This window comes from Streptomyces lucensis JCM 4490 (assembly GCF_014650035.1).
GTDB classification, from domain to species: domain Bacteria; phylum Actinomycetota; class Actinomycetes; order Streptomycetales; family Streptomycetaceae; genus Streptomyces; species Streptomyces lucensis.
In genome coordinates this window covers 51,749-78,342 of record NZ_BMUE01000003.1, presented here as the reverse complement: position 1 = coordinate 78,342, position 26,594 = coordinate 51,749, and the positions used below count along the sequence as shown (strand labels likewise).

At 73.9% G+C, this 26,594-nt stretch carries 26 protein-coding genes and 1 pseudogene; 20 read left to right on the top strand and 7 right to left on the bottom strand.

Annotated elements, in window-relative coordinates; translation table 11 throughout:
* The first annotated feature begins 210 nt into the window (after positions 1-210).
* From IE177_RS08305 to IE177_RS08285, 5 genes are read left to right on the top strand one after another with little or no spacing between them, the layout of a single operon-like run.
* The gene (locus IE177_RS08305) at positions 211-1,536 is read left to right on the top strand and encodes an NAD(P)/FAD-dependent oxidoreductase (protein ID WP_190014295.1); all 1,326 of its coding nucleotides are present in this window, start codon (positions 211-213) and stop codon (positions 1,534-1,536) included.
* Positions 1,533-2,264, top strand: a complete 732-nt coding sequence (locus IE177_RS08300; RefSeq protein WP_190014293.1) for a DUF1365 domain-containing protein — start codon at positions 1,533-1,535, stop codon at positions 2,262-2,264. The genes IE177_RS08305 and IE177_RS08300 overlap by 4 nt, the downstream gene beginning before the upstream one ends.
* Positions 2,261-3,532 carry a class I SAM-dependent methyltransferase gene (locus tag IE177_RS08295; protein ID WP_190014291.1) on the top strand — a complete coding sequence of 424 codons (1,272 nt, stop codon included), beginning with the start codon at positions 2,261-2,263 and terminating at the stop codon, positions 3,530-3,532. The genes IE177_RS08300 and IE177_RS08295 overlap by 4 nt, the downstream gene beginning before the upstream one ends.
* Entirely contained in the window at positions 3,529-4,839 is a 1,311-nt protein-coding gene (locus tag IE177_RS08290) for a class I SAM-dependent methyltransferase (protein ID WP_190014290.1), read from the top strand. Before IE177_RS08295 ends, IE177_RS08290 begins: the two co-directional genes overlap by 4 nt.
* A complete protein-coding gene (locus tag IE177_RS08285) occupies positions 4,836-5,642 on the top strand; it encodes a DUF1295 domain-containing protein (RefSeq protein WP_190014289.1) in 807 nt (268 codons plus the stop codon). The genes IE177_RS08290 and IE177_RS08285 overlap by 4 nt, the downstream gene beginning before the upstream one ends.
* 59 nt (positions 5,643-5,701) lie before the next feature.
* Here IE177_RS08285 and sigK read toward each other — a convergent pair whose 3' ends face one another.
* Positions 5,702-6,286 carry an ECF RNA polymerase sigma factor SigK gene (gene sigK / locus IE177_RS08280; RefSeq protein WP_190014287.1) on the bottom strand — a complete coding sequence of 195 codons (585 nt, stop codon included), beginning with the start codon at positions 6,284-6,286 and terminating at the stop codon, positions 5,702-5,704.
* Between the two features lie 239 nt (positions 6,287-6,525).
* Between sigK and IE177_RS08275 the strand changes: the two genes are divergently transcribed.
* The 4 genes from IE177_RS08275 to IE177_RS08260 all read left to right on the top strand — a co-directional run bounded on the left by IE177_RS08275 (position 6,526) and on the right by IE177_RS08260 (position 10,241).
* The gene (locus IE177_RS08275) at positions 6,526-7,521 is read left to right on the top strand and encodes a MerR family transcriptional regulator (RefSeq protein WP_190014285.1); all 996 of its coding nucleotides are present in this window, start codon (positions 6,526-6,528) and stop codon (positions 7,519-7,521) included.
* Positions 7,522-7,636: 115 nt separating this feature from the next.
* A complete protein-coding gene (locus IE177_RS08270; protein ID WP_190014283.1) occupies positions 7,637-7,813 on the top strand; it encodes a DUF8839 family protein in 177 nt (58 codons plus the stop codon).
* A gap of 158 nt (positions 7,814-7,971) precedes the next feature.
* On the top strand, positions 7,972-9,294 hold the full coding sequence (locus tag IE177_RS08265) for an aldehyde dehydrogenase family protein (RefSeq protein ID WP_190014281.1): 1,323 nt from the start codon (positions 7,972-7,974) through the stop codon (positions 9,292-9,294).
* A 38-nt stretch (positions 9,295-9,332) separates the two neighbouring features.
* Entirely contained in the window at positions 9,333-10,241 is a 909-nt protein-coding gene (locus tag IE177_RS08260; RefSeq protein ID WP_190014279.1) for an aldo/keto reductase, read from the top strand.
* A 7-nt stretch (positions 10,242-10,248) separates the two neighbouring features.
* Here IE177_RS08260 and IE177_RS08255 read toward each other — a convergent pair.
* A pseudogene (locus tag IE177_RS08255) lies at positions 10,249-11,550 on the bottom strand (serine hydrolase domain-containing protein).
* A gap of 172 nt (positions 11,551-11,722) precedes the next feature.
* On the opposite strand from IE177_RS08255, the gene IE177_RS08250 reads away from it, so the two are divergent.
* Together IE177_RS08250 and IE177_RS08245 are read left to right on the top strand one after the other, a co-directional pair.
* Positions 11,723-12,115, top strand: a complete 393-nt coding sequence (locus IE177_RS08250; RefSeq protein ID WP_190014277.1) for a VOC family protein — start codon at positions 11,723-11,725, stop codon at positions 12,113-12,115.
* Positions 12,116-12,151: 36 nt separating this feature from the next.
* Positions 12,152-13,222 (top strand): adenosine deaminase, encoded by a 1,071-nt coding sequence (locus IE177_RS08245; RefSeq protein WP_190014276.1) that lies wholly within the window; start codon positions 12,152-12,154, stop codon positions 13,220-13,222.
* Here the strand turns inward: IE177_RS08245 and IE177_RS08240 are convergent.
* Complete coding sequence (locus IE177_RS08240) at positions 13,204-13,719, bottom strand: mycothiol transferase (protein WP_190014274.1); 516 nt, start codon at positions 13,717-13,719, stop codon at positions 13,204-13,206. The genes IE177_RS08245 and IE177_RS08240 overlap by 19 nt on opposite strands.
* 42 nt (positions 13,720-13,761) lie before the next feature.
* Positions 13,762-14,673 (bottom strand): LysR family transcriptional regulator, encoded by a 912-nt coding sequence (locus tag IE177_RS08235; RefSeq protein ID WP_190014272.1) that lies wholly within the window; start codon positions 14,671-14,673, stop codon positions 13,762-13,764.
* A gap of 111 nt (positions 14,674-14,784) precedes the next feature.
* On the opposite strand from IE177_RS08235, the gene mgrA reads away from it, so the two are divergent.
* Positions 14,785-15,777, top strand: coding sequence for an L-glyceraldehyde 3-phosphate reductase (mgrA, locus tag IE177_RS08230; RefSeq protein ID WP_190014270.1), 993 nt, complete (start codon positions 14,785-14,787; stop codon positions 15,775-15,777).
* Between the two features lie 110 nt (positions 15,778-15,887).
* Here mgrA and IE177_RS08225 read toward each other — a convergent pair whose 3' ends face one another.
* Positions 15,888-16,271, bottom strand: coding sequence for a nuclear transport factor 2 family protein (locus IE177_RS08225; protein ID WP_190014268.1), 384 nt, complete (start codon positions 16,269-16,271; stop codon positions 15,888-15,890).
* A gap of 315 nt (positions 16,272-16,586) precedes the next feature.
* Between IE177_RS08225 and IE177_RS08220 the strand changes: the two genes are divergently transcribed.
* The 4 genes from IE177_RS08220 (at position 16,587) to IE177_RS08205 (ending at position 20,957) form a co-directional block, all read left to right on the top strand.
* Positions 16,587-16,997 (top strand): hypothetical protein, encoded by a 411-nt coding sequence (locus tag IE177_RS08220; protein ID WP_190014266.1) that lies wholly within the window; start codon positions 16,587-16,589, stop codon positions 16,995-16,997.
* An 80-nt stretch (positions 16,998-17,077) separates the two neighbouring features.
* Positions 17,078-19,417 (top strand): ABC transporter ATP-binding protein/permease, encoded by a 2,340-nt coding sequence (locus IE177_RS08215; RefSeq protein ID WP_190014264.1) that lies wholly within the window; start codon positions 17,078-17,080, stop codon positions 19,415-19,417.
* An 8-nt stretch (positions 19,418-19,425) separates the two neighbouring features.
* A complete protein-coding gene (locus IE177_RS08210) occupies positions 19,426-19,977 on the top strand; it encodes a hypothetical protein (protein ID WP_190014263.1) in 552 nt (183 codons plus the stop codon).
* Positions 19,977-20,957 (top strand): serine/threonine-protein kinase, encoded by a 981-nt coding sequence (locus tag IE177_RS08205; RefSeq protein ID WP_190014261.1) that lies wholly within the window; start codon positions 19,977-19,979, stop codon positions 20,955-20,957. The genes IE177_RS08210 and IE177_RS08205 overlap by 1 nt, the downstream gene beginning before the upstream one ends.
* A gap of 12 nt (positions 20,958-20,969) precedes the next feature.
* Here IE177_RS08205 and IE177_RS08200 read toward each other — a convergent pair whose 3' ends face one another.
* Positions 20,970-22,238, bottom strand: a complete 1,269-nt coding sequence (locus tag IE177_RS08200) for a streptophobe family protein (protein ID WP_190014259.1) — start codon at positions 22,236-22,238, stop codon at positions 20,970-20,972.
* Positions 22,239-22,435: 197 nt separating this feature from the next.
* On the opposite strand from IE177_RS08200, the gene IE177_RS08195 reads away from it, so the two are divergent.
* Together IE177_RS08195 and IE177_RS08190 are read left to right on the top strand one after the other, a co-directional pair.
* Positions 22,436-23,806 carry a DUF6777 domain-containing protein gene (locus tag IE177_RS08195; protein WP_190014257.1) on the top strand — a complete coding sequence of 457 codons (1,371 nt, stop codon included), beginning with the start codon at positions 22,436-22,438 and terminating at the stop codon, positions 23,804-23,806.
* A 114-nt stretch (positions 23,807-23,920) separates the two neighbouring features.
* Positions 23,921-24,373 carry an ATP-binding protein gene (locus IE177_RS08190; protein WP_190014255.1) on the top strand — a complete coding sequence of 151 codons (453 nt, stop codon included), beginning with the start codon at positions 23,921-23,923 and terminating at the stop codon, positions 24,371-24,373.
* A 31-nt stretch (positions 24,374-24,404) separates the two neighbouring features.
* Here the strand turns inward: IE177_RS08190 and IE177_RS08185 are convergent, their stop codons facing one another.
* On the bottom strand, positions 24,405-25,292 hold the full coding sequence (locus tag IE177_RS08185) for an RNA polymerase sigma factor SigF (RefSeq protein ID WP_190014254.1): 888 nt from the start codon (positions 25,290-25,292) through the stop codon (positions 24,405-24,407).
* 303 nt (positions 25,293-25,595) lie between these two features.
* Here IE177_RS08185 and IE177_RS08180 point away from each other — a divergent pair, with 303 nt between their 5' ends.
* Positions 25,596-25,985 (top strand): helix-turn-helix domain-containing protein, encoded by a 390-nt coding sequence (locus IE177_RS08180; protein WP_190014252.1) that lies wholly within the window; start codon positions 25,596-25,598, stop codon positions 25,983-25,985.
* A 125-nt stretch (positions 25,986-26,110) separates the two neighbouring features.
* A complete protein-coding gene (locus IE177_RS08175) occupies positions 26,111-26,593 on the top strand; it encodes a VOC family protein (protein WP_190014251.1) in 483 nt (160 codons plus the stop codon).
* Position 26,594 lies beyond the last annotated feature (1 nt).

Here is a 26,594-nt window from a genome sequence, read left to right as displayed (position 1 = left end):
CCCCGCGGTGCGGGAACCCCGCTTCCACCCAGTTTGCCCTTATTCCTTCCTTATGTGTAGAGGTCTGGCGCCCGTATCGGACGGGTCGCTCACAAGGTCCGGTGACGTACTCACGAGATCGCGTGAAAAACCCACAACGGCCAATCCGGCACCCGCGCGGTCACGGATTACCCGCGGCAGCCCTGATCACAGTCAGTGGGAGGAGAACCGATGGCGCACACGCCGAGGGAAGCCGCGCGGAGTCCGCTGGACGACGCGCCCGGACCGGGAGGAGGACGCCGGCGCCTGGCCGTCATAGGCAGCGGCGTGGCGGGCCTGACCGCCGCGTACGTACTCCGGCGCGCCGGCCACGTCACGCTCTACGAAGCCGACGCGCGGCTCGGCGGGCACGCCCACACCCATGACGTGACGGCACCCGACGGCCGCCTCCACCACGTGGACTCCGGCTTCATCGTGCACAACCGCCGCACCTACCCGAACCTGTTACGGCTCTTCGGCGAACTCGGCGTCGCCACGCAGGAGTCGGAGATGAGCATGTCCGTGCGGTGCGAGGGCTGCGGGCTCGAGTACGCCGGCGCCCGCGGCCCGGCGGGCCTGTTCGCCCGGCCCCGCAACGCCCGGCGCGGCGCCTACCTGAGGATGCTCACCGAGGTGCCCGCCTTCCACCGGGCGGCCCGCCGGCTGCTCGCCGCCCACGACGGCCGGAGCACGGTGACGCTCGGCGAGTTCCTCGACCGCGAGAACTTCTCGCCCTACTTCCGCGCCCACTTCATGACACCGCTGGTGTCGGCCGTGTGGTCCTGCGACGCCGTCACCGCGCAGCGCTACCCGGCCGCCTACCTGTTCCGGTTCCTGGAGCACCACGGCATGCTCACGGTGAGCGGCTCCCCGGTGTGGCGCACGGTGACCGGCGGTTCGCGCACCTACGTCGAACGCGTCGCCCGGCGGCTCGACGCGGTACGCACCCGCGCCCCCGTCCGCGGCGTCGTCCGGCACGCCGACGGTGCCGACCTCACCACGGACGACGGCACAACCGCCTCCTACGACGCCGTGGTGATCGCCGTCCACCCCGACCAGGCCCTGCGGCTGCTCACCGACGCCACCCCACGGGAGAAGGAGGTGCTCGGCGCGTTCCGCTACTCGCGCAACACCACCCTCCTGCACACCGACACCGCGCTCCTCCCGCGTGCCCGCGGCGCCCGCGCCTCCTGGAACTACCTCATGCCGTCCTGCGCGGCGGGCGCCGACCGGGTCCGCGTCAGCTACGACATGAACCGGCTCCAGCGCCTGGACGCCGCCGAGTCCTTCGTCGTCACCCTGGGCGGCGAGGACCGCGTCGACCCGGACCGGGTGATCGCCCGGATGGTCTACGAACACCCCGTCTACACGCCCGAGTCGGTCGCGGCGCAAGCGCGCCTGCCGGAGCTGGACACCGCCGTCACCGCGTTCGCGGGCGCCTACCACGGCTGGGGCTTCCACGAGGACGGCTGCGCCTCCGGCGTGCGCGCCGCCGCGGCCCTGGGAGCCTGCTGGTGACCGTGACACCCGCCCTCTACCCGTGCACCGTCACCCACGCCCGCACCGCGCCCCTGCGGCACGTCCTGCGGCACCGCACCTACCTCTGGTGCGTCGACCCCGACCACCCGCCCCGGCTGCCGCGCCTCCTGCGCCCGCTGGCCCGCTTCGAGGCCCGCGACCACTTCACCGGCGACCGGCCCACCATCCGGGCCGGGCTGGACGCCTTCCTCGCCGGGCACGGCGTCCACCTCGGCGGTGGACGGATCACGATGCTCACCCACGCCCGCGTCCTCGGACACGTCTTCAACCCGCTGACGCTGTACTGGTGCCACGGCCCCGACGGCCGGCCGGTCTGCGTGGTCGCCGAGGTGCACAACACCTACGGCGGCCGGCACTGCTACCTGCTGCGCCCGGACGAGGCCGGCGCCGCGCGCGCCGGCAAGGAGTTCCACGTATCCCCGTTCTTCCCCGTCGACGGCCACTACCGCATGCGCGTACCGCCGCCCGGCGACCGGCTGGACCTGACCGTCCACCTGGAGCGGGAGGGCGGCCGCCCCTTCACCGCGACCGTGCGCGGCACCCGCCGGGAGGCGACCGGGTCCGCGCTGCTGCGGCTCGCGCTGCGGCACCCGTGGTCCACCCTCGCCGTCTCGGCGGCCATCCGCCTGCACGGCATCCGCCTGTACCTGCGGGGACTGCCCGTACAGCCCCGCCCCGACCAGCGCACTCCGGAGAACGTGACATGAGGACTGCCGAGCCCCGCCCCGCCGGCCTCCGGCGGGACACCGCCGTGGACGCGGCCCGCTGGCCCGACGTCGCCGCGCCACCGCACGCCTCCCGGCCGCGCACGGCCGTCACCGCCGCCGTCCTGCGCCGCACGCTGGACCGGCTGCCCCTGCGCGCCCGGTTCGCCGGCCTCGCCGAAGCGGGCCGGGGCGGACCGCTGCTGGAGGTGCACGACCCGCACCGGTTTCACGCCAGGATCGGCACCCACGGCCTGATCGGTTTCGGCGAGTCGTACCTCGCCGGCGAGTGGGACGCCCCCGACCTGGTCGCCGTGCTCACCGTGCTCGCCTCCCACGCGGCGGACCTGATACCGGCCCCGCTCCAGCGGCTGCGCGGCCTGTGGGCGCCGCGCCGGCCGGGCGCCCAGCTCAACACCCCCAGGGGCGCCCGCGACAACATCAGCCATCACTACGACCTCTCCAACGACCTGTTCGCCCTCTTCCTCGACGACACCCTCACCTACTCCGCGGCGGTCCACGAGAGCCTCCCCGCCCGCTGGGAGACGCTGGCCGCCGACCAGCGGCGCAAGGTCGACCGGCTGCTCGACCTCGCCGGGGTCCGGGACGGCACCCGGCTGCTGGAGATCGGCACCGGCTGGGGGGAACTGGCCATCCGGGCTGCGGCCCGCGGCGCGCACGTGACCTCGCTGACCCTCTCCGGCGAACAGCGCGACCTCGCCCTGCGGCGGGTGCGCGCGGCGGGGCTGGCCGACCGGGTCCGCATCGAACTGTGCGACTACCGCGAGGCACGCGGCGCCCACGACGCCGTCGTCAGCGTGGAGATGGTCGAGGCCGTCGGCGCCGAGTTCTGGCCGGTCTACTTCCGCACCCTCGACGAGCGCCTGGTCCCGGGCGGCCGCGCCGCCGTCCAGGCCATCACCATGCCGCACGAGCGCCTGCTGGCCAGCCGCGACACCTTCACCTGGATCCAGAAGTACATCTTCCCCGGGGGCCTGCTGCCCTCCACCGAGGCCGTGGAGCGGTGCGTCCGGGACCACACCGGGCTGACCGTCGCCCGGCGGGACGCCTTCGGCGCGCACTACGCCGAGACCCTGCGCCTGTGGCGGGAGCGGTTCACCGAACGCGCCGGGGAGGTGGCGGCGCTCGGCTTCGACGAGACCTTCCGGCGGATGTGGACCTTCTACCTCGCCTACTCCGAGGCCGGGTTCCGCTCCGGCTACCTCGACGTCCAGCAGTACCTGTTCACCAAGGAGGGCCCCGCCCGATGACCGTCGTCCGCACCGCTCGCGCCGGTGCCGCCCACCGCGTCGCCGCACTGGCCGAACAGGTCCTCGGCGGCCCCCTGCCGGTACGCCTGCGCGCCTGGGACGGCAGTGAGACCGGCACCGCCGGAGCCCCGGTGGTCGTCGTCCGCTCCCGTCGCGCCCTGCGCCGCCTGGTGTGGCAGCCCGGCGAACTGGGCCTCGCCCGAGCCTACGTCACCGGGGAACTGGACGTGGAGGGCGACCTCGCCGAGGGCCTGCGCACGGTGTGGGCCGCCGTACGCGAGGGCGGGCTGCGGGCCCCGCGGCTCACCCCCGCCGACCGGGTGGCCGCCGCCGGCGCCGCCCTGCGCCTCGGCGCCGTCGGCCCGCGCCCCGCCCCGCCCGCATCCGAGGCCCGGCTGAGCGGCGGCCTGCACAGCAGGGCCCGCGACCGGGCCGCCGTCAGCCACCACTACGACCTGTCCAACGACTTCTACCGCCTCCTCCTCGACGACACCATGGCCTACTCCTGCGGCTACTGGGCGAGCGACGAGCCCGGTTTCACCGCGGCCGACGCCCAGCGCGCCAAGCTGGAGCTGGTCTGCCGCAAGCTCGGCCTCGCCCCCGGCGCCCGGCTCCTCGACATCGGCTGCGGCTGGGGCTCGCTCACCCTGTACGCGGCCGAACGGCACAAGGCGCGGGTCACGGCCGTCACCCTGGCCCGCGAGCAGGCGGCGTACGTGCGCGAACAGGTACGCGAGCGGGGGCTGGACGGACAGGTGGACGTGGTCTGCCAGGACTACCGGGACATCGGAGGCGGCGCCTACGACGCGGTCGCCACGATCGAGATGGGCGAGCACGTAGGAGACGCCGAGTACCCGGGCTTCGCCGCCGCCCTGCACCGGCTGGTGCGCCCGCGCGGGCGGGTGCTAGTGCAGCAGATGTCGCGGGGGCGGGTGGCCCCCGGCGGCGGCGCGTTCATCGAGGCGTACGTCGCGCCCGACATGCACATGCGGCCCGTGGGCGAGACGGTGGGACTGCTGGAGCGGGCCGGGCTGGAGGTGCGTTCCATCGAGTCGATGCGGGAGCACTACGTGCGCACCGTCGCCGCCTGGCACCGCACGCTGGAGGAACGCTGGAACGAGGTGGTGGCCCTGGTCGGTGCCGAGACGGCACGCGTGTGGCGGCTCTACCTGGCGGGCGGGGCGCTCGCGTTCGAGGAGCGCCGGATGGGCGTCGACCAGATCCTGGGCGTGCGGCCCTCCCGGGAGGGCGGGGCCGGGCTGCCCGGCACGCCCGCGGACTGGTACGCGGGACTGGACCGGCCGTGAGCGGCTTCGCCTGGGACGCCTTCGCCCGGAACCTCGCCCTCGCCGCGGCGGCCGCGCTCGCCGTCATGCTCGTCACCTTCGCCGTGGCGGTGCGGCGGGGCGTGCACCGCGTGGTGGACGTCGCGTGGGGGCTCGCCTTCACCGCGGTCGCCCTCGTCACCTGGACGGCGTCGGCCGGCGAGGGGGACCCCGGGCGGCGGGCCCTGGTGACCGTCCTGACGTCCGTGTGGGGGCTGCGGCTCTCCTGGCACATCGCGCGCCGCGGGCGGGGCCACGGCGAGGACCCGCGCTACGACGCCCTGCTCGCCAAGGCGCCCGGCGACCGGAACCGCTACGCCCTGCGCATGGTCTACCTGCTCCAGGGCGCGCTGGTGTGGCTGGTGTCGCTGCCGGTCCAGGCCGCGCAGTACGTGCGCGGCGGGCCGGCCGCCCCCGCCTGGGCCGGTGCGTCGCTGTGGGCGGCCGGGATGGTCTTCGAGGCCGTCGGGGACGCCCAGCTGGCCCGCTTCAAGGCGGATCCCGCCCACCGGGGCCGGATCATGGACCGGGGGCTGTGGCGGTACACCCGGCACCCGAACTACTTCGGGGACTTCCTCGTCTGGTGGGGTCTGTTCCTCCTCGCCTGCGCCGCGCCGGCCTCGGCCGCGGTGTCGGCCGTCTCCCCGGTGGTGATGACGCTGCTGCTCGTCAAGGGCAGCGGAAAGGCACTGCTGGAGCGGCACATGGGCGGACGGCCGGGATACGCCGAGTACTGCGCGCGCACCAGCGGCTTCTTCCCCCTGCCGCCGCGCCGGCGCTCCTGAGGAACGGGCCGTGTCACGGGCCCCGCCGCCGGCGGCGGGGCCCCGGGGCGGCGCCGGGGTCACGCGGTCGCGCCCAGGCAGTCGCGCAGCCGTACGAGACCGTCGCGCAGTCTCGTCTTCACCGTGCCGAGCGGAAGCGCGAGGGCCTCGGCCACCTGCCGGTAGGTCAGCCCGCGGTAGTAGGCGAGGCCGAGGGCCTGCTGCTGGACCTGGGTCAGGGTGCGCAGGCACCGTCTCACCTGCTCCTGTTCCAGGTAGGCCTCGATCCGCTCGGTGACCTCGTCGTACGCGGGTGTGTGGTCCAGCAGGGCCGCCCTGTGCTCACGGACCGCGGCCGCCTCCGCCGAGCGGACCCGGTCCACCGCCCGGCGGTGGGCGAGGGTGAGTATCCAGTTCATGGCCGTGCCGCGGTCGCGGCGGTACCTGGGGGCCGTGCGCCACACCTCCAGGAGCACCTCCTGCGCCACCTCCTCGGACTGCGCCCGGTCCCGCAGCACGCCGCGCACCACGCCCAGTACGGGGCCGGCCACGGTGTCGTAGAGCGCGGCGAAGGCCAGGTGGTCACCCGAGGCGACGCGGTACGTCAGTTCCTCCAGACTCGTGCGCGAGGACGGGATCGTACCGGTGAACAGCGCTTGTTTCACGGGGAGTTCCTTCAGCAGGCGTTGGAGGCGGGCGTCGACGGGCCCGACTCTTCCCGAGGACGGACGGCGGTGGAAGATCGCCGGACCGGCCGGCATCGGCACCGTTTCCGCAGCGTTCGGGTGCACCGCCGCTGAGACGTGCCGGACGGCGGCACGGTTGCCGTGATGGCCCGCCGGCATGGCAGGACCGGGACGCCTATCAGACGAGGCGCATCGATACCGCACCGTATAGTCGTCCCATGGACACGTCCGGAACCGCGCACGCGCCGGAGAGCGGGGAGCCGAGGCTCACGACCGGCGCGCTGGCCCGCCGGCTGGGCGTCTCGCCCACCACCCTGCGGTCCTGGGACCGCCGCTACGGCATCGGACCCGCCGCCCGCACCGACGGCCGGCACCGGCGCTGGACGGCCGACGACGTGGCGATGCTGGAGACGATGTGCCGGCTGACCGCGTCCGGCGTCCCGCCCGCCGAGGCCGCCCGGGCCGCGAAGGAACGGCCGTACCTCGAAACCCGGCGCCCGGCGGACGCACCGGGCCCCGAGGCCGGCCCGCCGCCCTCCGGCGATGCCCGGCAGGAGGGCCGGGGGCTGGCCCGGGCGGCCGTCCGGCTGGACGCCGGAGCCGTCGGGGAGCGACTGGACGCCGCCGTCACCAGCTACGGCGTGGTCGCCGCCTGGCAGGAGGTGATGGTCCCGACGCTGCACGCCGTGGGCCGCCGGTGGGCCTCCTCGGGGGACCGCTACGTCGAGGTCGAGCACCTGCTGTCCTGGCAGGTGTCCACCACGTTGCGCCGGCACACGCGGCAGCGGCCCGCGGCGCCACCGGCCGCCCCCGAGGGCGCCGGGCCGGTGGTCCTGGCGTGCGTCCCGGGGGAGCAGCACACCCTCCCGCTGGAAGCGCTCAACGCCGCGCTGAGTCACCTCGGCGTCCCGACGCGGATGTTCGGCGCCGCGGTGCCGGCGGAGGCGCTCGTGGCGGCGGTGCGGCGCCTGGGCCCGGCCGCGGTGGTGCTGTGGGCGCAGGCCCGCTCCACCGCGAGCCGGCCGCTGGCCGAGTACGTCGCCGCCATGGAGTGGGGAGTCACGGGCGCCCGCAGGCACCCGCTGACGATGCTCGGCGGCCCCGGCTGGTCCGGCCGGCCCGCCCAGGGCATGCTCCGCCCGGCGGGGCTGGCCGACGCCCTCGACACCCTGGCGGCCGCCTACGGAGCCGCGCCGCCCGGCGCTCCGCGCTGACGCGGGCGGCCCTGGGCGGGCGGCGATGACATGTCCGTTGCGATCCGGGGCAACCGACGACGTACAGGACGCACATTCCGTGCGAAACGGTGAACGCTGGAGGTGACCGGCCGTCATGAGTGCGAAGGTGCTGGAGCGGTTCCCCGCCGGGGCTCCGCGCGGATCGTGGCCGGCGGAGGAGTACGCGGCGGCGCGCCGGGCCGAGGGCGAACACGCGACCGTGGTGATGGACCTGAGGTCCGACGCCTTCCTGGTCGTTGTCGAGGCGGGTGACGAGGAGGGTCGCCCCTGAGCCGTGCCGCCGGCGTGCGACGGCCCCCGGGCGAGGTGATCCGCGTCACCGAACGGTGCCGGAATGAACTTCAGGAGCTGAAAGGTTGGTATATACATCCGACCGCCTGATCCTCCGCCCGGGCCCGTCCGGCCCGTGCACGACCCAGCGAGGCACCCGTGACCCACTCCTCCACCGAGCAGCCCGCCGACCTCGTGGCCCGGCTGCGCGCCACCTTCCGCGGTGGCCGCACCAAGCCCGTCGAGTGGCGCACCGGCCAGCTGCGCCGCCTGCGCGCGATGCTCACGGAACGCGGCGCCGACCTCGCCGCGGCGCTCCGCGCCGACCTGGGCAAGAGCGGTACCGAGGCCTACCGCACCGAGATCGACTTCACCGTCCGCGAGATCGACCACACCCTCGCCCACCTGGACGAGTGGCTGCGCCCCGAGCCCGCCCCGGTGCCGGCCCACCTCGGCGCCGACGCCACGGCCTGGACGCAGTACGACCCGCTCGGCGTGGTCCTCGTGATCGCCCCCTGGAACTACCCGGCACAGCTCCTGCTCGCCCCCATGGTCGGCGCGCTCGCCTCCGGCAACGCGGTCGTCGCCAAGCCGAGCGAACTCGCCCCGGCCACCTCGGCCGCGCTCGCCGGACTGATCCCGGCCTACCTCGACACCGACGCGGTCGCCGTGGTGGAGGGCGGCGTCCCGGAGACCACGGCCCTGCTGGCCGAGCGCTTCGACCACATCTTCTACACCGGCAACGGCACCGTCGGCCGTGTCGTGATGCGCGCCGCCGCCGAGCACCTCACCCCGGTCACCCTCGAACTGGGCGGCAAGTCACCGGTGTTCGTCGACCGCGGCACCGACCTCGACGTGGTCGCCGACCGGCTGGCGCGCGGCAAGTTCCTCAACGCCGGCCAGACCTGCGTGGCGCCCGACTACGTCCTCACCGACCCCGGCACCGCCGCCGCCCTGGAAGCCGCGCTGGTCCGCTCGGTCCGGGCACTGTTCGGCACCGACCCGGCGGCCTCGCCCGAGTACGGCCGGATCGTCAACGAGCGGCACTTCGACCGGCTGTCCGGCCTGCTGGGCTCCGGACGGGTGGCGGTCGGCGGCGAGAGCGACCGCGCGAGCAGGTACATCGCGCCCACCGTCCTCGCGGACGTGGACCCCGGATCGCCCGTCATGCGGGAGGAGATCTTCGGTCCCGTCCTGCCCATCGTCACCGTGTCCGGCCTGGACGAGGCGATCGAATTCATCAACGACCGCGACAAGCCGCTCGCGCTGTACGTGTTCAGCGAGTCCGACGCGACCCGGGCGCGCATCGCCGCCGAGACCTCCTCCGGCGGCCTCGGCCACGGCCTGCCGCTCGCTCACCTCACCGTCTCCGACCTGCCGTTCGGAGGCGTGGGGGAGAGCGGCACCGGCAGCTACCACGGCCGCTACTCCATCGAGACCTTCAGCCACCGCAAGGCCGTCCTGGCCAAGCCGCTCGGCTGAACCCGCCTGCGCGACAAGGGATGTGCGAGACTCCGCCGATGACCGCTGAAACGATCACCGCGGAGTCCTCCGGCACCTTCCCGCTCGGCGACCTGCCCGTCCACCGCCTCGGCTTCGGCGCGATGCGGCTGACGGGCAGCGCCGCGTTCCACCTCGGCGTCCCGAGCGACCGGGCCCGCTCGATCGCCGTCCTGCGCCGGGCCGTCGAGCTGGGCGTGAACCACATCGACACCGCCGCCTTCTACTTCTCCTCGCTGCGCTCCGCCAACGAGCTGATCAACACCGCCCTGTCCCCGTACGCCGACGACCTGGTCATAGCCGCCAAGGTGGGCCCCTACCGCGACCACCGCGGCGAGTGGGGCACCTCGGCCCGCCCCGACGAGCTGCGCGGCCACGTCGAGGAGAACCTGCGCCAGCTCGGACGGGACCACCTCGACGTCGTCCACCTGCGCCGGATGGGCCAGGACTCCATCGCCGAACACTTCGGCGCGCTCGCCGAGCTGCGCCGGGCGGGGCTGGTGAGGCACCTCGGCATCTCGGCCGTGGAGCCCCGGCACCTGGCCGAGGCGCTGGAGATCGCACCGGTGGTGGCGGTGCAGAACCGGTACGGACTCGACGGCCCGTACCCGGAGGGCGCGGAACTGCTGCGCCTGTGCGGGGAACGGGGCATCGCCTTCGTGCCCTACTACGCCGTCGCCGGGCAGGGCGGCGAACGCGGCGCCTCCGAGGTGCGCCAGGAGGAGGAGGTGCTCGCCGTGGCCCGCGCGCACGGGGTGAGCCCCGCGCAGGTCCGTATCGCCTGGACGCTGCACCAGGGTCCGCACGTCCTCGCCATCCCCGGCACCGGCGACCCCGGCCACCTGGAGGAGAACATCGCCGCGGGCACCCTCCGGCTCACCGGCGAGGAGCTAGCGCGGCTGGATTCGGCGCGCACGCGCACGGCCTGACGGATCCTCAGCCCGTGCCGGTGGGCAGTCGGAGACCGGCGTAGACCTGGTCGAGGACGGTGGGCAGCAGGGCGTTGGCCGTGGTCCGGCCGTCGGGCGACAGGGTCAGGTTCGTCCAGATCACCAGCGTGACGTCGTTGTCCGGGTCGTGGCCGATGAAGGAGTTGTAGCCGGGGAGTTCACCGCCGTGGTAGTACATCGCCGCGTTTCGGCCGAAGCGCTGGTGGGCGATCCCGTACCCGTACTTCTGCCCGTCGGGTGCCGCCGGGTCCTGGGCCTGCGGGCTGTGCAGCAGCTGCCGCTGGAAGGCGGCGCCGAGGACCTTGCCCGTCACCAGCGCCCGGATCCAGACGGCCAGGTCGTCCGCCGTGGAGACGGCGCCGCCCGCGGCGGTCGCGTAGGAGGGGTTCTGATGGGTGTAGTCCACCGGCCGGAGCCGTCCGGACCGGGCCGCGGCCCGCACGTCGGCCGGGTAGTCCTTGTCGGCCAGCGCGTAGGCCGTGCCGCCGTACATGTAACCGTGTGACCAAGGGGCCGGCAGGCTGGTGTCGTGGGCGCCGGGCAACGACGTCCCCGTCAGGCCGAGTGGGGCGGACAGCCGGTCCCGGAACTGCTCGGCCAGGGGGCGGCCGCCGGCCTTCTCGGCGACGAGGCCCAGCAACGTGTAGTTGGTGTTGCATTACTCGTACGCCGTGCCGGGCGCGAAGTCCGGCGGGCGCCGGAAGGCGATGCCGAGCATCTCGCGCGGGGTGCGCGCCGCGCGCGGACGTGCGTCCAGGGAGGCCGCGAGTTCCGGTGCGGAGGTGTAGTCGTACAGCCCGCTGCGCATCTTCAGCAGTTCGGCGAGCGTGATGTGCGCGCCGCCCGGCACTCCTGGGACGTAGGCGGACACCGGGTCGCTCAGCCGGAGTCTGCCGTCCTGGGCGAGCAGGAGGATCAGCGCCCCGGTCATCGTCTTGGTGTTCGAGGCGATGCGGAAGTGATCGTCCGTCGTGGGCGGCACTGTCCTGGCCCGTTCGGTGGTGCCGACGGTCACCCGGAAGGTGCCCTGCGGGGTGCGCAGCAGCACGACCGCCCCGGGCACCAGGAGTTTCTTCGCCGCACCCGCCACGGCGGATCGCAGGGCGGCCGGATCGATGCGCCGGAGTGCCTCGGGAGCGGGGTCGAAGGCCACCGCCGCGCGTGCGGCCGGCACGGGGAACCGGGCCGTGGCGTGCGCCCCGCAGGGCGCCGCCCAGCCGGAGACCAGCAGGGCCGCACACCCCACGGCCGCGGCCGCGCGGCGGGCACCGGCCCGAGGCTTCCTCATACCGACGTCACAGCCTCGGTGGGACAAGACCGTCAATCTTACCAAGTCTGCGCGAACGGCACCGTTCGCCCCCGGTCGGAACCCCCTGCGGCGACGCGCGTAGACCGGGACTGGCGTGCCAGTAGTTTTACGTATAACCTCACCGGCTAACCGCTCCCCACGGAAGGCACCGATGCGACGCGTCGCCCTGGTCACCCTCGTCGTCGACGACTACGACGAGGCCATCCGCTTCTACACCGAGGCCCTCGGGTTCCGGCTGGCCGAGGGCGCCCCGCGTCCCGACGGCTCCCGCTGGGTCGTCGTGGAGCCCGGCGGCGGCACGGCCGCCACCGCGCTGCTCCTGGCCCGCGCCAAGGGCGAGGGCCAGCGGGCCCGCGTCGGCGACCAGACCGGCGGACGCGTCGGGTTCTTCCTGCACACCGACGACTTCGCCCGCGACCACGCCCGGATGCGCGACGCCGGCGTGACCTTCCTGGAGCAGCCGCGCCACGAGCCGTACGGCACCGTCGCCGTCTTCCAGGACCTGTACGGCAACCGCTGGGACCTGCTCCAGCCCGCCGCCTGATCACCCCAGAACCACCAGCCGAGGAAAGACCCCGCCATGACCGCGCCCCGCATCGACACCGAGACCCTCCGCCGGCTGCCCAAGGCCGTCCTCCACGACCACCTCGACGGCGGCCTGCGCCCCGCCACCGTCGTCGAACTCGCGGCCGCGGTCGGCCACCAGCTGCCCACCACCGACCCCGGCGAGCTGGCCGCCTGGTACTTCGAGGCCGCCAACTCCGGCGACCTGGTGCGCTACATAGCCACCTTCGAGCACACCCTCGCCGTCATGCAGACCCGTGAGGGCCTGCTGCGCACCGCCGAGGAGTACGTCCTCGACCTCGCCGCCGACGGTGTCGTCTACGCCGAGGTGCGCTACGCCCCCGAGCTGAACACGAACGGCGGGCTCTCGCTCGCCGAGGTCGTGGAGACCGTCCAGGAGGGCCTCGCCGCCGGCATGGCCAAGGCGGCCGCCGCCGGCACCCCCGTCCGCGTCGGCACCCTGCTGTGCGGCATGCGGATGTTCGACCGCGTCCGCGAGGCCGCCGACCTGGCGGTCGCCTACCGTGACGCGGGCGTCGTCGGGTTCGACATCGCCGGCGCCGAGGACGGCTTCCCGCCCGCCGACCACCTGGCCGCGTTCGAGCACCTGCGCCGGGAGAGCATGCCGTTCACCATCCACGCCGGCGAGGCGCACGGCCTGCCCAGCATCCACCAGGCGCTGCAGGTGTGCGGCGCCCAGCGCATCGGCCACGGCGTCCGCCTCACCGAGGACATCGTCGACGGCAAGCTCGGCCGCCTCGCCTCCTGGGTGCGCGACCGCCGTGTCGCCCTGGAGATGTGTCCCACGTCCAACCTGCAGACCGGCTGCGCCACCTCGATCGCCGAGCACCCCATCACGGCCCTGAAGGACCTCGGCTTCCGGGTCACCCTCAACACCGACAACCGGCTGGTGTCGGGGACGACCATGACGAGGGAGATGTCCCTGCTGGTCGAGGAGGCCGGCTGGACGGTCGAGGACCTGCGCACCGTCACGGTGAACGCCCTCAAGAGCGCGTTCATCCCGTTCGACGAGCGCAAGGCCCTCATCGAGGACGTGGTCCTGCCGGGTTACGCGGCCGCGCTCTGAAGCAGACCCCTCAGGTAGGCGGCCTGTCCGACGTGCTGAAGATCGTCGGACAGGACGCTCACCAGGCGGACGCCCAGGGTGACCGGGGGATCCCAGCGCTCGTCCACGATCCGTTCGAGGTCCTTGGCGGCCAGGGCACGCAGGGCGCCGAGCGTCTGCTCGTGCACCGCGTCGTGGTACCCGGTCAGCAGGTCCGCCGAGGCCCCCCGCACCTTGGCGACCTTGGCCGGGCTGTGCCCGTAGCCGGTGTCGTGCCGGGGCAGCCCGAGGCCGAAGCGTTTCTCCCAGTCCTGGGAGAGCCACACCTGGTCGAGGCCGAAGGCGTCGGCGACGTGGTCGTCCTGCACCCGGGTGAGGTGCCAGACGAGCCAGGCGACGGAGTTGGCGTCGGGGACCGGGCGGCGCTCCAGTTCCTCCGGTCCGAGGCCGTCGAGGGCGGCATGGACTTCTTCCCGGATGCGGCCGAAGCCGTCGATGAGGATGTCCTTGGCATGCATGGGTCCACCATGGCGCATCGAGCGCGGTCGTGCGCCGGGATGTCAGGAGGCCCCGGACGGCTCCGGTGGCGTCCGGCCCTCTGTCCCGAGCAGTGCGACGAGCGCGCGGGCGGCGGGACTGGTGGCCCGCTCCGGCGGCAGCAGGGCGATGGTCTCGTACTCCGCCTCGCCCGCGGCCTGGAGCGGCAGCGCCGTCAGTGAGGGCCGCTTGTGCCGGAAGTGCCGGGGCACGACCGCGACCCCCAGGTTCTCGTCGACCAGGTCCAGCAGGCTGTGCACGTCGTTGACCTCCAGCGCGACCGTCCGCCGGACACCGGCCGCGGCGAACGCCGCGTCGGTGGTGCGGCGCGGCCCCCGGTCCGGGTGGAAGTCGACGAACACCTCGCCGGCCAGGTCGTCCGGGGAGAGGACGGCGGCGCCCGCGGCCAGGCGGTGACCGGGATGGCACAGCACGGTCATCGGCTCGCTCGTCAGCGACACCGAGCGCAGCTGGTCGGTGTCAGCCTGGGTGCGGTAGGCGAAGGCCAGGTCGAGCCGGCCGGCCGCCACCTCCTCGGCCAGCGCGCCCGAGCCGGTCTGGCGCAGCCGGATCTCCACCTCCGGGTGCCGCCTGCGGAACGCGGCCAGCAGCCGTGCCACGTGCACCCCGGCGATGCACTGCTCGGTGCCCAGCGACAGCGTGCCGCGCAGCACGCCCTGCACCGCCGCCACCGCCTCGTGCGCCGAGCGCACCTGCGCCAGGATCCGCTCGGCCTCCACCAGCAGCGCACGCCCCGCCTCGGTGAGCGTCACCCTGCGGGTGGTCCGCACGAACAGCGGCGCCCGCAGCTCCCGCTCCAGCGCCCGGATCGACGCCGACAGGCCCGACTGGGACACCATCAGGCGCTCGGCGGCCCGGGTGAAGTGCTGGTCCTCGGCGACGGCGACGAAGTGCTGGAGATGACGCAGTTCCATGATTGAGAAGCCTAACCGCACAATTCGATCCGATTCTCCTGTTGGACCGCTGTACGCCGTCCGGGCAAGAGTGGAACCGGTAGACCGTGCGCCAACCCCTCTGGAGTCGCGTTGTACACCGCACACCCCGACCGCTACACCGACATGCCCTACCGGCGCACCGGACGCAGCGGCCTGAAGCTCCCCGCGCTGTCGCTCGGCCTGTGGCACAACTTCGGTCCCGACCGGTCCGTCGACACCCAGCGCGCCATCCTGCGCCGCGCCTTCGACCTCGGCATCACCCACTTCGACCTCGCCAACAACTACGGCCCGCCGCCCGGCGCCGCGGAGTCCGCGCTCGGCGACGCCCTGAAGGCCGACTTCGCGCCCTACCGCGACGAGCTGGTGATCTCCACCAAGGCCGGCTACCTGATGTGGCCCGGCCCCTACGGCGAATGGGGCTCGCGCAAGTACCTGCTGTCCTCGCTCGACCAGAGCCTGAAGCGCATGGGCCTGGACTACGTGGACATCTTCTACTCGCACCGCCCCGACCCGGACACTCCGCTGGAGGAGACGATGGGTGCGCTGCACACGGCGGTGCGGCAGGGCAAGGCGCTCTACGCCGGCGTCTCCAACTACTCCGCCGAGCAGACCCGTCAGGCCGCCCGCATCCTCGCCGACCTCGGTACCCCGCTCCTCGTCCACCAGCCGCGCTACTCGATGCTCGACCGGCGCCCCGAGGACGAGGGCCTGCTGGACGCCCTGGACGAACTCCAGGCCGGCTCCATCGTGTACTCCCCGCTGGAGCAGGGCCTGCTCACCGGCCGCTACCTCGACGGCATCCCGGAGGACTCCCGGGCCGCGGGCGACAGCCCCTTCCTGAACTCGGACGCCGTGACCGAGGACCTGGTCGGCCGCCTGCGCGCCCTCGACGAGATCGCCAGGTCCCGTGGCCAGTCCCTGGCCCAGCTGGCCCTGGCGTGGGTGCTGCGCGGCGGCCGGGTCACCTCCGCGCTGGTCGGCGCGAGCAGCGCGCGGCAGCTCGAGGACAGCGTCGGCGCCATCGCCAACCTCGACTTCGACGCCGAGGAACTGGCACGGATCGACGCGATCGTCCGGCCGTAGGTCACCGGCGGGACGGGTCCGGCGCCCGTCCCGCCGGGCGCGCGCGGTGGACCTTCCCGTTCGCCGGGAGCGGCCACCGCGCGTCGCGCGGCCCACACCGGCGGGTGCCGTCAGGCGCCCGCCGGCATCCGGTCGATGAAGCCGAGCACCTGCTGGATGCGGCCCTCCCGGTCCAGCGTCACCACGTCGAACCCCGCCACCGGCGCCGAGCCGTCGGCCTCGTTGACCAGCTCCCAGGCGAAGCGCGCGGTGTCGTGGTGCCCGTCGACCGCGCCGAAGGGACGGAACACGAAGCCCGGGAACTGCTCGTGCGCCGCCTTGATGACGGCCGCGATCTGCTCGTGCCCGCGGACGTCGGCGAGCGGGTCGGTGTAGGTGCCGTCCGCCGTCCACGCGGCGGCGACCGCCTTCTCGACGGCCGCGGGGTCGGTGGCGTTCCAGGCCTCGAAGTAACGGGCGGCGGCGTGCTCGTAACGGTTCGTGTTCTCGGACATGGTGAATCAGCCTCCATCGAGGTCGTATCCGCTGGTCAGGTCCCGGATCCAGGTGTTCGCCGATCCGGTGTGACAACCATGCCGTCAAGGCGCGGGGCGGGTCGATTACCTCCGGAGTCATGGCCCGGGCGCCTCGCGGTCCCGCACATTCCGGCCAGAACGGGCGGTGAATATGCCAGGACACTGGCCGGAAAGTCGTGGTGACAGTGTTTCCGCAGTGGCGATACTCGAACGGCAGGGGCACTTCACCGCACAGGAGCCGCACGGACAGCCAGAGCCCGGCCGGCCACCAGCGAGGCGACGGGGGAGTGGAACGTGCACGACGAATTCCTGTGCCACGTCACGGCGTACGGCACGTGCGACGGCAGGCGCATCGGCGTACCGCTCGGCACCTACCGGGCGCCGACCCTGGCGCTGGCGCTGTGGTGGCTGCGCGACCGGGCCTCCTGGATCGCCGAGCGGCTCGATCCCAGCCCGGAGGGCGCCGCCTTCCCGGCGGGAGCGCTGGTGCCGGTAGCGGACACGGTGGCCGACGTGCCCGCCCTGCTGCGCGCCTGGTGCGCGGACGACGGCCGGCAGGCGCTGGTCGCCGACGAACTGGCGGGCGGGCGGCTCGTCCGCATCGCCGCCAGCGATGACACCACCGAGTACGAGCTGCTCGCCGAGTCCGTCGACGCCCTGCGGATGCACCGCACCGTCCCGGCGCTCGTCATGCCCGTGGCCTGACACGTGTCCACGGGCGCGAAGCGCCCGCCGGAGACGGGACAGACAGGCGCACACCTGAGCGAATCGGTAGACTTCTGGCCATGGCGGAGCGGCCCGTCGCCCCGGCGGCGCCCGAACTCGTCCTGGAGACCGACACCGTCTCCACGGTGATGAGCCCGGGCCACGACTACCACGTCGGACGCGACCCGTTGAGCGACATCGTCCTCGACGATGCCCGGGTCTCGTGGCACCACGCAGTGCTGAGCTGCGACCACGACCGCTGGACGCTGGCGGACCGGAACAGCACCAACGGCACCTACGCGGACGGCCGCAGGATCGAGCGGTGGGACGTCCACCCCGGCAGCGAGATCCGCTTCGGCAACCCCGCCGACGGCCCCCGAGCCGTCCTCACCGGCGCTCCCGAACCCGCACCGGACCGCCCCTCGGCGGTGTCGATGCCCGAACTGACCGGCACCTTCCGCCGGCCCGACGCCGTCCGCCCGCTGCCCGCGCGCACGATCCGCATCGGCCGGGCCCCGGACAGCGACCTCGTCGTGGACGACCTGGTCGTCTCCCGCCGCCACGCCGAGCTGCGCACCGGCCCCGGAGGCGGGTACGAGATCGCCGACCTCGGCAGCCACAACGGCACCTACCTCAACGGCCGGCCGGTCACCCACGCCCCCGTCGGCCCCGGCGACATCATCGGCATCGGCCACTTCGCCTTCTGCCTGGTCGGCGACGAGCTGCAGGAGTACGTCGACACCGGTGAGGTCTCCCTCGACGTGCAGGACCTCACCGTCGCCGTGGACCGGGGCCGCGAGATCCTGCTGGACAACGTCTCCTTCCCAGTGGGGGAGAAGTGCCTGCTCGCGGTGGTCGGGCCGAGCGGCGCCGGCAAGTCCACGCTGCTGAACGCCCTGACCGGGCTGCGCCCCGCCGACCGCGGCACCGTGCTCTACGACGGCCGCGACCTGTACCGCGACTACGCCGAACTGCGCCAGCGCATCGGCCTGGTCCCGCAGGACGACATCCTGCACCCCCAGCTCACCGTCCGCGCCGCCCTGACCTACGCCGCCGAGCTGCGCTTCCCGCAGGACACCGCGCGGGCCGAGCGGCGGGCCCGGGTGGACGAGGTGATCCGGGAACTCGGCCTGCAGGAGCGCGCCGACCGACCCGTGCACAGCCTCTCCGGCGGCCAGCGCAAGCGGGTCAGCGTGGCCCTGGAGCTGCTCACCAAGCCGTCGCTGCTCTTCCTGGACGAGCCGACCTCAGGCCTCGACCCCGGCATGGACCGCTCGGTGATGACCATGCTGCGCGGTCTCGCGGACGACGGCCGCACGGTCGTCGTGGTCACGCACAGCGTCCTGAGCCTCGGCGTCTGCGACCGCCTGCTGGTGCTCGCCCCCGGCGGCCGGGTCGCCTACTACGGCCCGCCCGGCGACGCCCTCGCCTTCCTCGGTTTCGAGCAGTGGCCGGAGGCCTTCGAGGCGTTCGACCGCGACAGCGAGCGGGACTGGGCGCGGGAGTACCGCGAGTCGCCGTTCCACCGGCACTACGTCGCCGAGGCCACCACGCGGCCCCACCACCCCGGCCCGGCCCCCGTCGTCCCGGCTCCGGCGCCGCGCCCCCGAAGCTGGGGCGCCCAGCTGGCCACCCTGGTCCGCCGCTACACCGCCGTCCTGGCCGCCGACCGCACCTTCCTCCTGGTCTCGATCGCGCTGCCGTTCGTGATGGGCGCCATGGCCCGGGCCCTGGCGGGCGGCGGACTCACCCGGGACAACGCGATGAACACCCTGCTCATCCTGTGTGTGGGGGCCGTCCTGGCCGGCGCGGCCAACGCGGTGCGCGAGCTCGTCAAGGAACGCGTCGTGTACCGGCGCGAACGCGCCGTCGGCCTGCCCAGATCCGCCTACCTGATGTCCAAGGTGGTGGTACTCGGCACGGTCTCGGTCGCCCAGGCCGTCGTCCTCACCCTGGTCGCCCTGCTCGGCGTCGATCTGCACGCTCCCGGCGGCCGGGGCGTCCTGCTGCCGCCGCTCGCCGAGATCGTCCTCGCCGTGGCCCTGCTGGCGTTCACGGCCATGACGCTCGGCCTGCTGATCTCCGCACTGGTGCACCACCAGGAGGTGACGATGCCGCTGCTGGTCCTGCTGGCCATCGTCCAGGTCGTCTTCTGCGGAGCCCTGCTACCGCTCGACGGCGTACCCGGACTCGAGCAGCTGTCCTGGCTCGTGCCCTCCCGCTGGGCGCTCGGCGCCATGGCGGCCACGGTCGGGCTGCACCGGATCGTGCCCGTGGAGCTGACCGCCGACCCGCTGTTCCGGCACTCGGCGGGCGCCTGGCTGCTCGATCTGGCCATGCTGCTGGTGCTGTCCCTCCTCTACGGGTTCGCGGTCGCCCGGCTGCTGCGCCGGCACGAACCCGCCGTGATGCGGAAGTAGGCGTCCCGATGACCAAGGCGACCGGCCCCGGATTCCGTCCCACCCATGTCGTCCCGCCGCACGGCATGCCCGCCTGGGAGGCCCCGGACCCGGGCCGGCCCACCGTGGGCCTCGACCCGCTGCTGCCGGTCCGGCTGGTGGAACGACGCGGCGACTGGGGGCGCGTCCTGTGCGCCAACGGCTGGGCCGCCTGGGTCGACGGCCGCCACCTGGTCGCCGTACCCGCGGATCCGCCCGCCGCCGACGGCCCCGCCGGCACCGACGATCCGCGGCCGTTGCTCGCCGACGCCGAACGGGTCCTGGCCGACTACCGCTCCGCCGTGGAGGAACTCGCGGCAGGCACCCTGGACGGCGAGGACTTCCACGACCGCACCGAGGGCCTGCGCATCGGGATCGTGGTCGACGGCGAGTCCGTGTGGCTCTACGACCCGCGCCAGGAACGGTGGACGTACGGCGACGGACGGCGGCTGTCCACCTACGCCACCGACCGGGCGCCGGGCCGGGAGGACGACACCGGGCACGCGGCCACCCGCCTGGTCGCGCCCGAAGGTGAGCGCTGATGGCGGGGGAGACCGGTGTGTTCTCCGGACGGCCCTCGGAACTGATCGGCCGGCAGGTGGCGGGCTACCTGGTCGAGAGCGAGGTCGGGCGCGGCGGCATGGCCGTCGTCTACCGCGCCCGCGACCTGCGCCTCGGCCGCACCGTCGCCCTGAAGCTGCTCGCCCCGGAGCTGGCCCGCAACGACACCTTCCGCCGGCGTTTCACCCACGAGTCACAGGTGGCGGCGTCGCTCGACCACCCGCACATCGTGCCGGTCTTCGAGGCCGGTGAGACGGACGACGTGCTGTACATCGCGATGCGCTACGTCTCCGGCAGCGATCTGCGCCACCTCCTCGATCTGCGCGGCCCGCTGCCGCCGCCGGACGCCGTGCGGATCACCGCGCAGGTGGCCTCGGCCCTCGACGCCGCCCACGCGCACGGCCTGGTCCACCGCGACGTCAAGCCCGGCAACATCCTGATCGCCGAGGGCACCGACAGCGACCACCCCGAGCACGTCTACCTCACAGACTTCGGACTCACCAAGAAGTCGCTGTCCCTGACCGGGTTCACCAGCGTCGGCCAGTTCGTCGGCACCCTCGACTACGTGGCCCCCGAGCAGATCTCCGGCCGCCCGGTCGACGGCCGCTGCGACGTGTACGGCCTGGCCTGCGTCGTCTACGAGGTCCTCACCGGCCGCCCGCCCTTCCAGCGCGAGGACGACATGGCCCTGCTGTGGGCCCACCAGTACGACGAGCCGCCCCCGCCGAGCGGGGTACGCCCCGGCCTCGCGGCGGACGTCGACACCGTCTTCGCCAAGGCCCTCGCCAAGAGCCCGGACGCCCGCTACGACACCTGCCTGGACTTCGTCGCCGCCCTGCGCGCCGCCACCGCGCCGCCGCCCGCCGCGCCGTCGCCCCCCGGCCCCCGTACGGGGAAGGAGCCGGAAGCCACGCCGCCGCCCGGACCCCCGCACTGGGCGGAGCCCGTGTTCCGGGCCTGACCGCCCCGCCCGCTACGGTCCGCCGACCTGGCCCCGGCGGCGCACCCGCCGGGCCGGCAGGCCGCCCAGGAAGCCCGCGGCCAGGCCCCACACGGCGCCGAGGCCGACCGCCGGCCACAGCCGGGGCTGCAGGAACAGCTCTCCGGACAGCCTGCCACCGAGGTCGCCGATGCCGAGCAGGGAGAGCCCGTAGTGCGCCGAGATCCGCCCCAGCAGGCAGATCATCAGCACGGTCAGGGCCAGCGCGACGGCCAGGTGCAGGGCGTTTCGCCACAGGCGCACCCCGGCCGGGGAACGGACCGCCATCCGGAAGGCCACGCCGAGCAGCAGCACCGCGTCCACGACCACCAGCCACCACCACCGGCCGTCGTACCCGGTGAGGGAACGCAGGTCCAGCGCGGAGACGCCGGGGGTACGCAGGATCGCGTCCAGGACGTGCGGCACCGGCAGTCCGAACGATCCGTCAACGCGGCCGCTCCAGGTCGCCCCGAGGCCCAGGGTGAAGCCCGTCCAGGCAAGGTTGGGCAGGCCGAGCAGGATGAGCGCGAGGATCTCGGGCACGTTGCCGCGGACGGCCGCCGTGAGCAGCGCGGCGACGAGGGCGACGGCGACGCAGGCGAGGAGCAGGGTCGTCATCGCCTGCGCCGCCGGGCGCACCGACTCCTGGAAGCGCAGCAACCGCGCCGGCAGCGGCGCCCCGCGGGCGACCAGAAGCGTCAGCGCCAGCACCCCGGCCAGCCACAGCAGCCCGAACAGCACGGTCAGCGGTACGTCCGTGGTGAACCCGGCCTCGGGCGCGGCGCCGAACAGGTCGGTCAGGTCGCTGAGCGTCCCGCTGCCCACGTCGACGGCGAAGGTCTGCCGGGCCGCGAACGCCAGGCCGATCAGCGCCGGCAGCCACAGCGCCGCGATCCGCGCCGCCCAGCCCGCCAGTTCCCCGGCCGAGGCCACGGCCCGGTACCGCAGGGGGCGCAGGAAGCCCACGCCGATCACCAGGGCGCCGGCGAGGGTCACGGACAGCGGCAGCACGTTGATGCCCGCACCGGTCCGCGCGAGCACACCCGCGTTCCCGGAGAGTTGCACGCTGCCGCCGACCGCCGCGACGAGGGTCGCGGCCACCACCCGCACGAACGCGCCGTCCGGCAGGTCCGCCGCGCCGGCCGCCCACAGCCCCAGCGCCGCCACCAGCACCATCACGGCCAGCCCGGACAGGACCGCGGCGACGGCCCGCGCCCAGCCGGGGCGGGCGAGGGGCCGCTCGGAGATGATCGGAGGGCTCACCCCTGCCACGCTAGGCAGCGCCCCTGCGGCGCGCCCGCCGGGTGGGCCGTCCGCGTCCCGTCCGCCCGGCTTGCGGGCGTCACCCCACTGCTGCGCACAATGAACCGAAGCAGGTGCGAACGCACGGAAAGGGACCCGGGCCCAGCACACGGGAGGTGACTGAGCGAAGCCGCGCACCGCGACGGGAAGAAGTGCTCATGAGCGTCGACCCTCCGTCCTCCGGCCGTCCCACCGGCCCGCCTTCCGGTCCCCTGTCGGGCTCGAACCGGCCACCCGGGCCGCCGCCCCCCTCGGAACCGCCGCCGCCCCCCTCGCAGCCGTCGCGCGGCGGGCCCGCGGAGCCGCACGGGCCCTGGTGGAAGTCGGTGCCGCGGGTGGTCGCCGTCACTGCCGCCGTGGTCGTCGCCGTGGTCCTCGCGGTCGTCCTCACCCGTCCCGGCGGCGCTCCCTCCGCCAAGGGCGGCGAGGTCTTCCTGCAGTCCGCCAACAGCGCGGGCCCGAACCCGTACACGAAGTCGACCGCGCGGCAGAGCTCCGCCCTCCCGCCGCCCTCCGGCTCCGCGGCCCCCTCTACCGGAACGGTCAACGCGGTGCGCGGAGTGAGCGGCGGCGCTCCCGGCCTGTACGGCGGCACGCAGAAGGTGGCCGCCTGCGACGTGGAGCAGCAGATCAGGTTCCTGCGGGCCGATCCGGCCAGGAACCGGTCCTTCGCCTCCGTGGCCGGTGTCGAGCCGGCCGGCGTGCCCGGTTACCTGCGCTCGCTCACCCCCGTCCAGTTGCGTGTCGACACCCGCGTCACCAACCACGGCTACCGCGACGGCAGGGCCACCGCCTACCAGGCCGTGCTCCAGGCGGGCACCGCCGTGCTGGTGGACGGGCACGGCGTGCCCAGGGTGCGCTGCGCCTGCGGCAATCCGCTGACCCCGCCCGTGGCCCAGCGGGCCGCACCCGAGCCGGTGGGCGCCCGCTGGCCGTCGTACCGGCCCTCGGGCGTGGTCGTGGTGATGCCCGCACGGAAGCCCCTCGACGTCTTCGTCATCTACGACTCCCGCCACGACGACTGGATCCACCGGCAGCGCGCGGACCGCGACTGCCGTCACGACCGGCGTGCGAAGCCGCCCGCCGAACCGCACCCCTGGGCGACGCCGGGCGGACCCAGCTGGTCGCAGTCCTCGTCCCCCGGGTCCCCGTCCTCGCCGCCAGGCTCCTCTCCTTCGCCGCCCTCGTCGGCTTCCTCCTCGTCGCCGCAATCGAAGCCGCCGGAATCGAGGACACCGGAAACCAAGCCGCCGGGCTCCGGGACGCCGGAATCCAGGTCACCGCAGTCCAGCACGCCGAAGCCGTCGTCGCCGGAGTCCAAGGGGTCCGAGCCGTCGTCCGAGTCGTCTCCCGAGTCCCCTTCGAAGCCGTCCTCCGAGCCGCCCGCGTCCACACCGGCGCAGCCCTCCTCCGGTCCCCGGTCGGCCGGGACGACCCCCACCGGCGAGGCGACCGGCGGGAAGACCGACCGGTCGGCCGGGACGTCCGCGCCGTCCCGGCCGCCGGACTCCGGCCTGCCGCGGACGTGACCCTCGCCACTGTGCGCGCTGGGCGAACGCATCCGGTGGACTGACGGGCCCGGCATGGGGTACGAGGACGGGTGCGACAGTGACCGGCCGGACCGGCTTTCCGAGAGAGACAGCATGACCGAACACCTGGGCGGGACAGTGATACCGACTGGTTTCGACGTACCCGTTGAGCCGCTGCGTCGTGCGGCGCACTACACCGGCGAGCCCGGATGCATCGCGGAGGCGCGCGACTTCGCCGCCCGGTTCCTCGAGCAGCTGAGGACCGAGTGGTGCGCCGCCCCCGACGGCCGCGCCGGAGGCGAGCTGCTGCTGATGGTCAGTGAGCTGGTGACCAACGCCGACCGGCACAGCGACGGCCCGTACATCCTGGAGCTGGAGGGCACCGACAGCTGTGTCACGGTGTCCGTGTACGACAGCAGTTCCGCCCTGCCCCGCCGCTATCCGAAGGACCCCGCCCGCGTCGGGCGGCACGGTCTGGAGATCGTGCACGCCCTGGCCGCGGACGTCAGCGTGGAGCGGGTGCCGGTCGGCAAACGCGTGCGGGCCCGTTTCGAGCTGAGGCGCTGACGGCGGACGCCGTCGGCGCCGGGGTGCTCGGTCAGGCGCAGCCCAGTTCGCCGAGCATTCCCTGGCGCAGCCGCGAGATGATCCGCTTGATCAGCCGCGAGACGTGCATCTGCGAGCAGCCGAGCCGTTCGCCGATCTCGGCCTGAGTGGCCTCCTCGACGAACCGCAGGTGGATGATGCGGCGGTCGCGGTCGCTCAGTTCGGCCATCAGCGGGGCGAGTGCGTGGAGGTCCTCGACGAGCCCCAGCCCCTCCTCCTCGACGCCGATGAAGTCGGCGAGCACGGCCTCGCCGTCGTCGGGGCCGTCACCGGTGAGCGCGGCGTCCAGGGAGGCCGAGTTGTAGCCGTTGGAAGCCAGCTGGGCCTCCACCACCTGCTGCGCGGAGAGGTTCATCAGCGTGGCCAGCTCCGCGACCGTCGGGTCCCGGTCCAGCCGGCTGGACAGCTCCTCGCGGGCCTTGGCCAGCTCCACGCGCAGCTCCTGGAGCCGGCGCGGCACGTGCACCGCCCAGGTGCTGTCCCGGAAGAACCGCTTGATCTCGCCGACGATGTACGGAAGCGCGAAGGAGGTGAACTCGACCTCGCGCGCCAGCTCGAACCGGTCGATGGCCTTGATCAGACCGATCATGCCGGTCTGGACGATGTCCTCCATGTCGTCCCCGCGGCTGCGGAACCGGCCGGCCGCGAACCGCACGAGCGACATGTTCATCTCGATGAGGGTGTTGCGGGCGTACTGGTACTCGGGAGTGCCCTCGTCCAGCTCGGCCAGCCGCCGGAAGAACTGCCGGGACAACTCGCGTGCGTCGCGCGGGGCGACGGAGGCCGGGTCGTCGATGCCGAGCACCGGTCCGTCGCACGTCGTGTCCTGCCCGGCTCTCTCGGCTACCCCTGCCTTCGACCGGATCCCGGCGGTCTTCATTGCCTCTCCCACGTGAGTCACGGTTCGACGTCCGCCTCCGCGGCCATGAGTCGTATGTCCGCATCGACGCTGTTTCAGCCACGGTGTGCTTGGAGCGCCTACCCCATTCTGCCGGAACCATGCGTCCCTGCGGAGCCGCTCACCCGGCGGGTACCCCTGGTGACGCACTGTACGCGTGATCGCCCGCGTGTTGGCCGGAAACAGCCCTCGCCGGACGGAGACGGCCCCGGCCGCCACGTGATTTCCCTCTGGGCGCAACGCGGCACCCTTGTCACCGTGATCACGGCTCCTAGGCTGACGGAGGTGAGCGAACAGGTGAGCACCGAAGCCCGAGTCCTTCCCCTGCGACCCGCACCCGTCCGCCCCGACGGCGGCGGGGGGCCCGAGCCCCGGGAGCCGCTGTGGCGCGACCTGATCGGGGAGGTGCTGCGGCGCGAGCGCCGGGCGCAGCAGCGCACGATCAAGGACGTGGCCGACGCGGCCCGGATCTCGCTGCCCTATCTGTCGGAGATCGAGCGCGGCCGCAAGGAGGCCTCCTCGGAGGTCCTGGCGGCCGCCGCGCACGCGCTCGGCCTGGGCCTCGGCGACCTGCTGTCGCTGGCGCACGGCGAGCTGACCCGGCGCACGCCCGAGCGGCGCCGGCCGGCCGGCGTGCCGTACCGGCCGCACAACGGACTCTGCCTGGCCGCCTGACCCGGTCGCGGCCGGGCCGCTTCGGCCGCGGCCGCCGGAAACGACGTCCGGTGGCCGGGGCCGATGAGTTCCGGGCCGCGGCCCGGTCTGCACCGGTGACCGCGTTCCACGCCCAGGAGGTGCTCATGACCACCGACGGTTTCACCACGTGTCTCTGGTTCGACGGACAGGCCGAGGAGGCCGCCCACTACTACGTGTCGGTCTTCAAGAACTCCGGCATCGGCCGCGTCAGCCGCTACACCGACGCCGGTCCCGGACCGGCGGGCTCCGTGCTGGCCGTCGAGTTCACGGCCAACGGCCAGAGGTTCCTCGCGCTCAACGGCGGGCCCCAGTTCACGTTCGACGAGGCGGTGTCGTTCCAGATCCTCTGCGCCGACCAGCAGGAGATCGACCACTACTGGACCAGGCTCACCGAGGGCGGCGGCGAGGGCGGCCCCTGCGGCTGGCTCAAGGACAAGTACGGCGTCTCCTGGCAGGTCGTCTACGGCCGGCTGATCGACCTGATGGCCGACCCGGACCCGGAGAAGGCCGCCCGCACCACCCGCGCCATGCTGGGCATGGGCAAGCTGGACGTCGCCGCGCTGGAGAGGGCGTACGCGGGGGAGTGAC